Origin of the sequence: Capnocytophaga sp. CM59, assembly GCF_000293175.1 — a bacterium.
GTDB classification, from domain to species: Bacteria; Bacteroidota; Bacteroidia; order Flavobacteriales; family Flavobacteriaceae; genus Capnocytophaga; species Capnocytophaga granulosa.
Genome location: NZ_ALNN01000007.1, coordinates 1 through 6,366 on the forward strand (window position 1 = coordinate 1; position 6,366 = coordinate 6,366).

The following is a 6,366-nucleotide window of genomic DNA, read 5'->3' on the forward strand; positions in this document are numbered from 1 at the left end:
CTTGGAAGGAGATGGCCGTTCCATTACCGATGTGAATGTGAAGTACCGCTGGTTCGACTACGAGGACTATTACTGGGCAGGAGCCACAGTACGCCTTATCAACGACCAGGTGTTCAAGCCCCTGAGCATAGGCCCTATGTTGGGTCTGAAGAAAGGCGTGTTCTACTTCGCTTACGGCTACGGACTAAACCTCAACGCTATACGCTCCTATAACTCAGGTACCCACATGATTACCCTCGGTATCGATATGTTCCAAGGTATCGGTGGTTGTAACTGTACTGAAAGATAATAGTCATTATTGTGATTACATTTCATAGCTTATACCAGTCAGCTCGCTTGCGCTCGCTGCCACTTTCCATGTCGGGAATTCTATTGGGTTCGGCTATTGCCTATGGGCAAGGTGCCTTCCGCTGGGATATTTTCCTTATAGCCTTGCTCACAACTGTATTGTTTCAAGTGCTTTCTGACTATGCTAACGATTATGGGGACGCCCAAAAAGGGACTGATAACGAACATCGTATAGGACCTAAACGCGCTATACAGACAGGAGCAATGTCGCTTGAAGAGATGAGGCGGGTAGTGGTGGTAACGGCTGTGCTTTCGGCCATTTCAGCCCTTTCGCTTATTGTACTCTCTTTTAGAGAGCAATGGGGATTGGCACTTATTTTTGTGCTCTTGGGTGGAGCGGCTATTTTTGCAGCTATTCGTTACACAGTAGGTAAGTCGGCTTACGGATATAAAGGCTTAGGCGATGTATTTGTATTCATCTTCTTTGGTTGGGTGAGTGTTATGGGGTCTTATATGCTTTATACGCAGTATTTTGACCCACTTGTATTGCTGCCAGCTTCGGCTTGTGGTATGCTTAGTATGGGGGTTTTGAACCTCAACAACATGCGTGATGTAGAGAACGACCAGCAGATGGGCAAGCATACCATTCCTGTAAAAATAGGGCTATCTTTGGCTAAATATTATCATTATTTGCTTATTATCATAGCCATGTGTCTTATGATGCTTTATACAGTATTGACCCTTGAGTTTCGTTACAAGGCGTTGTATATCATAGCTTTTGTGCCTTTGGTATTTCATCTTTTCTATGTAAGAGCTGTAAAAGAACCCAAGGCTTTTGATTCCCAACTGAAAGTCGTGGCACTCTCTACTTTTTTGATGAGTGTGCTGTTCTTTGTGGGAAAACTCATATAATGATTAATGCCAGCAATGACTAATCATTAATGATTAATGCCAGCAATGATTAATGATTAATCCACCCTACATTCATTAATTATTAGTCATTAACCATTAACCATTAGTCATTAACCATTAATCATTAACCATTAACCATTAATCATTAATCATTAACCATTAATCATTATTATAAGTGGATTTTTTTAGAAAACATTTTACCAATATCCTTATGGGAGGGCTTGTATTGGTAGCTTTAGCCATGATACTTCCGTACTTTTTTGGCCGTGGAAGTTCAGATAGCCTTCCGCAACAAATCATTACTCCAGAGGAGATAAAGCCATACGAACCTCCTTTTGAGCATGAGGGTAATCTTTCTTTCTACAAGAGTGATGGTACCCTTATCAAAACCTTTGAAATAGAGTTTGCTCGTACCGCACAGGAGACCGAATTAGGACTGATGTACCGCAAATCAATGAAGGAGAACCAAGGGATGCTCTTTGTCTTCCATGAGGAGAAACCACGTTCGTTTTGGATGCATAATACTTATATTCCTTTGGATATCATCTATTTGAATAAAGAAAAAGAAATCGTAAGTATAGCTAAGAATGCAGCCCCCCTATCAGAGACTTCACGTCCTTCAGAAGGAGATGCTATGTATGTGCTGGAGGTCAATGGAGGACTCTCCGATAAGTTAGGCCTTACAAAGGGCGATCGTATGACTTTTGAATCACTCATTGATTGATACTTATGGAAGAACAAGTTATCTTAGTCAATGAAAAAGATGAGCCTATAGGGCTTATGGGAAAAATGGAAGCGCACGAGAAGGGACTCCTGCATCGGGCGTTTTCAGTTTTTATATTTAATTCCAAGCAAGAAGTGCTTTTGCAGCAGCGGGCAGCTTGTAAGTATCACTCTCCCAATCTTTGGACAAACACTTGTTGTAGTCACCCCAGAGCAGGAGAGACGAACCAACAAGCGGGCGAGCGACGCCTACAGGAGGAAATGGGCTTGCAAGTACCCCTTCGGGAGGTATTCTCTTTCATATACAAAGCCCCTTTTGATAACGGTCTTACTGAGCATGAATACGACCATGTATTGGTAGGCTATAGTGATGCCCAGCCTCAGATAAATCCAGAAGAAGTAGCTTCTTGGAAATGGCTTTCCTTAGAGGCTATCAAAGAGGATATTTTGCAGGCGCCAGCCCAATATACGGCTTGGTTTAAGATTATTTTTGAAGAATTTTACCATCACCTAAGCAAACAATGAGACTTCCCACTCCCCATATAAACGATGCTACGCTAAAGCGAAAATACCGCATACAAGTGATTTTCGCCTTTTTGGCTATGCTTTCTTGGTATCTTTTCCTATATAGCAACAACCTTTTGGAGTATATGGAACAAGATCTTGGAGAGAATTATCAAGAGATACTCATTATACTATTCCCTTTTTATTATATAATATTTGCTTTCTTGATATTTCTTTGGTACTTGAAAATTCCGAGGGTCATCAACTATCTTATTTTTGCTGCTTATCTGTTTGCGATACTTACCTATAATTTTTCTATTTTTACAGCTCCTGTTCTCTTCTGTGTACTCATATTTATTCTTTATGATATGCTGTTACAGAAAGAAGTGATAGAGATACTCAAGCGGTCGCAGGTAGTGTTTCTGCTTTTTGGGTTACTTTTCTTCTCAGCCGAAGAAATCATTTTTGGTGAGCCTCATTCTCCACAGCAAATGGAAGAGAGTTCCTTGCGCCTACAAAATTGGATTATAGGCACGGCTATTTTTACTTTACTCTTATCTGTAGCACTTATCTTTATCCGAATAAAAAACAGTAAAAAATAGGGCGATTACTTGAATAATTCCAAGTGAGCATCAGCAAGGCGAGGCATAGCACCATGTTGTTGGCACACATAGGCAGAGACCTCTACGGCCAACTGGTGGGAGGCTACCAAGCAGCGCCCATGTAGGTGAGAGGCAATAAAGGCAGCGGTAAAGGAATCCCCAGCCCCTACAGTATCGGCAATGGTAATCTTTGGGGTAGGCAAGAAGGATTCTTCCTTGGGAGTAAAGACCCAACTGCCTTCGGTACCCTTGGTGAGAATAAGGATATCAAGGTGGTATTTCTCCAATAATTGTTTACAAACTTCTTTTTCAGGAGCATTCCAGCCAAAGAGTTGGGCTATTTTTACCACTTCTTCGTCATTAATCTTGAGAATATCAGCCTTTTTAAGGGAGTTTTCAACGATTTCCTTGGTATAATAGTTGAGTCTTAGATTGATGTCAAATATCTTTAGGCTATCCTTGGGCATAGTATCCAAAAAGGCATGGATGGTATTGCGAGACACCTCATGGCGCTGTGCTAAGGAACCGAAACAGACCACTTGCGTCTGCTTAGCGAGGTTTTCTATAGCAGGGGTAAAGGGGATATTGTCCCAGGCCACTCCTTCACAAATCTCATATTGAGGAACGCCCCAGTTATCTAATTTTACTTTGACTTCACCTGTGGGGAAATCGGTCTGTTCGATGAGGTAGTTGAGATGTTTTTTCTCTAAGCTGGCCAAGATTTCCTTGCCTAAGAGATCTTTTCCTATGGCACTTACAGCATGGCCTTGGAATCCAAATTGGGAGATATGATAGGCAAAATTGGCAGGCGCTCCCCCCAGTACCTTTCTTTCAGGGAATACGTCCCAGAGAATTTCTCCCAGTCCTACGATGGTATTTTTCATGATAGAATCAAATTAGTGTGATTATTGTATAGAAAAAGCAGGGAAAAAAGCGGTCTTTCTTCCCTGCTTGAGGATATTTAATCATGTTTAACTTTGTACAGCGTAATGTTTTCTACACTGATGGCAGTATTTCCTCTTAAATCAAATTTTAATTGGTTATAAGGCTCGGTAGGGAAGGCAATATTGGTTTGTACGACCTCGCCGCCGTTGATAAAGACCTCGGTGGAGGCTTTATCTACCCACATATGTATGGTATAGCTATCCTTTTTGGTCAGAGGCGCCTTGATTAGAGGTTTGGCAAAGTTGCTGCTAAAGTCAGAAAGGCCACTTTGGCTTCTATCCACGACGAAAGTTTTCTGATCGGTATCAAAGGCAAAAATGATTTTCTCTCCTTTACTATTTTGCAGGGCAAAATCAAATGTAGAAAGACCATTAGGCTTGATGGTAAAGCTCAATACATAGCCATTGTTATAATAATCGGCTCCTATCGGGAAGGTATCTTCGGCGAGCTTGTCCATGATGATAGGGGTGCCATCCTTTTCATCACCTACTTCTTTGACAGGGAAGCTGGCCACGACCATATGTAAGCCGTTATGCGCCAATCTTAGTTCTCTAGGGAGGGTCATGGCGCTACGGAAATTTTGGGTAGGCACCACATTACCATAATCCCAGTTGTTCATCCAGCCAAGGAATAACCTGCGTCCGTCACTTTCAGGGATATTGCTCCAGGTAACCCCTGCATAATTATCACGACCATAGTCTAGCCATAGTGGGTAGGGGAGCGGATCGGGCGTAAAGGTAGTACCATCAAAATCACCGATGAAGTATTGGGTAGCATTTCCTCCATTAGGCCCACCGGGGTTGATGCTGACAAAGAGCACCCACTTGACTTTTCCATCGTAGATCAACGGGAAGAGGTCTGGGCATTCCCAAACTCCTGTATGTGCTCCTATATTTTCTCCAAATTCGCTAAGTTTTTCCCATTGTTTGAGATTCTTGGAGGTATAGAATGTAATGGACTGGGAAGTAGCCAAGGACATAATCCATTTGTTCTGGGGTGCATACCAAAATACTTTAGGGTCACGGAAATCCTCAATGCCAGGGTTCGGGATCACAGGGTTGTGGGCATACTTGGTGAAAGTGCGTCCGTTGTCCAAGCTATAAGCAATGGACTGGGTTTGTTGCTGACCTGCTGAAGTATAGAAGACCACGATAGCCCCTTCGCCAAAGCCAGCAGTATTATACTTATCTACCACAGCACTACCAGAGAAGATAGCTCCTAACTCATCGGGGGCAAGAGCTACAGGCAGGTGTTTCCAGTGTACCATATCCTCACTCACCGCATGTCCCCAGTGCATATTGCCCCAGCGTGCACCATAAGGATTGTGTTGGTAGAAGAGGTGGTACTGGCCATTGTGATACACCATACCATTGGGGTCATTCATCCAGCCATAAGGAGGGGTAAAGTGGAAACTAGGACGATAGGTCTCGTCATAGGTATAGTCAAAGGTATCGGAAGGTTTTATTTGGCTGATACCTATATCCTTTTTGGTAGCCTGTCCGAAGACAAGGTCTATTTTTTTACCTTTGTAAGCCTCTACTGATAGGGGAAGCCAATATTGAATGTGCGTTCTCGCTAGGCGAATGTTCTGAGGAACCCCTATATTTTCTCCATTTACAACGAGTTGTACGGAGGTTTCAGGGGCGCTGTCCTCAATAGGAAGTAGTAGATATTTCTTAGAAATATCATAGGTAAGGGTGTAGTTTTCCATGATATTACTTTTGTACTGATTACTCTGTTCAATCGCATCAATAAGGATGTGTCCCCAGCTACCGCGCTGGTTATCCACGATGCGTAGGGTAGCTTCTTGGCCTTTGTAAGCCTTTACATCCCAGCTCATTAGCTGTAAGGTCTCACTCTCCACGGTGCTGTGGGTCTTATGGACACTTTGGCCGTTTACAAGCAGTTCTATATAGGTGTCTTGGGACATACCCCCTCCTATGAGGAAGTTGATATAGTCTCGTTCTATACGAAAAGGCTTGCTGGTGAGCGTTCCACGAGAGTCGTCCCCATTGTGGAAACTGTTGGCTAAGAATTTCCCTTCGAAGCCCACTACAGGTTGTTGTCCAGGAAGCGCCTCTCTTTCAGGAGCTTCACCAAAGGCATCGCCCTCAATCGTCCAATTTTCAAAAGAGCCAGATTCGAAATTCTCTATCATGAGACTATCCTTATTGTTACAAGCCATCAGGGCTAATAAGGAAAGTGCAGGGTATATAAATTTTTTTCTCATAAATATGTAGTTTAAGAAGAATGTTCGCTCTTATAGTCAATCATATTTAGAATGCGAATAAAATACGAATAAATAAGGCAAGGGATTCACTCCTAATTAACTCTCTTTCAAGGGCTAATGGCAATTAGCCCCTACACCTGCTCATGCTAATTTTTCGCAAAC

The 6,366-nt window shown here is 42.7% G+C and carries 7 protein-coding genes; 5 read left to right on the forward strand and 2 right to left on the reverse strand.

Annotated elements, in window-relative coordinates; translation table 11 throughout:
- From HMPREF1154_RS02260 to HMPREF1154_RS02280, 5 genes are all read left to right on the forward strand, one after another.
- The coding region (locus HMPREF1154_RS02260; protein ID WP_009640926.1) for a type IX secretion system membrane protein PorP/SprF at positions 1-289 on the forward strand (289 nt) is incomplete at its 5' end.
- 11 nt (positions 290-300) lie between these two features.
- Positions 301-1,200 carry a 1,4-dihydroxy-2-naphthoate octaprenyltransferase gene (gene menA / locus HMPREF1154_RS02265; RefSeq protein WP_034566734.1) on the forward strand — a complete coding sequence of 300 codons (900 nt, stop codon included), beginning with the start codon at positions 301-303 and terminating at the stop codon, positions 1,198-1,200.
- 175 nt (positions 1,201-1,375) lie between these two features.
- The gene (locus HMPREF1154_RS02270) at positions 1,376-1,924 is read left to right on the forward strand and encodes a DUF192 domain-containing protein (RefSeq protein ID WP_009640927.1); all 549 of its coding nucleotides are present in this window, start codon (positions 1,376-1,378) and stop codon (positions 1,922-1,924) included.
- Positions 1,925-1,929: 5 nt separating this feature from the next.
- Positions 1,930-2,448, forward strand: a complete 519-nt coding sequence (gene idi / locus HMPREF1154_RS02275; protein ID WP_009640925.1) for an isopentenyl-diphosphate Delta-isomerase — start codon at positions 1,930-1,932, stop codon at positions 2,446-2,448.
- Positions 2,445-3,029 carry a hypothetical protein gene (locus tag HMPREF1154_RS02280; RefSeq protein WP_009640923.1) on the forward strand — a complete coding sequence of 195 codons (585 nt, stop codon included), beginning with the start codon at positions 2,445-2,447 and terminating at the stop codon, positions 3,027-3,029. The genes idi and HMPREF1154_RS02280 overlap by 4 nt, the downstream gene beginning before the upstream one ends.
- Before the next feature lie 5 nt (positions 3,030-3,034).
- Here the strand turns inward: HMPREF1154_RS02280 and HMPREF1154_RS02285 are convergent, their stop codons facing one another.
- Both HMPREF1154_RS02285 and HMPREF1154_RS02290 read right to left on the reverse strand, forming a co-directional pair.
- Positions 3,035-3,913, reverse strand: a complete 879-nt coding sequence (locus HMPREF1154_RS02285) for a carbohydrate kinase family protein (protein WP_009640924.1) — start codon at positions 3,911-3,913, stop codon at positions 3,035-3,037.
- Between the two features lie 77 nt (positions 3,914-3,990).
- A complete protein-coding gene (locus HMPREF1154_RS02290) occupies positions 3,991-6,204 on the reverse strand; it encodes a GH32 C-terminal domain-containing protein (protein ID WP_009640928.1) in 2,214 nt (737 codons plus the stop codon).
- Positions 6,205-6,366 lie beyond the last annotated feature (162 nt).

Bases quoted from the DNA above. Each gene is read 5' to 3' on its own strand.
- idi (WP_009640925.1), top strand. From the start codon at position 1,930: ATGGAAGAACAAGTTATCTTAGTCAATGAAAAAGATGAGCCTATAGGG.
- HMPREF1154_RS02280 (WP_009640923.1), top strand. From the start codon at position 2,445: ATGAGACTTCCCACTCCCCATATAAACGATGCTACGCTAAAGCGAAAA.
- HMPREF1154_RS02285 (WP_009640924.1), bottom strand. From the start codon at position 3,913: ATGAAAAATACCATCGTAGGACTGGGAGAAATTCTCTGGGACGTATTC.
- HMPREF1154_RS02290 (WP_009640928.1), bottom strand. From the start codon at position 6,204: ATGAGAAAAAAATTTATATACCCTGCACTTTCCTTATTAGCCCTGATG.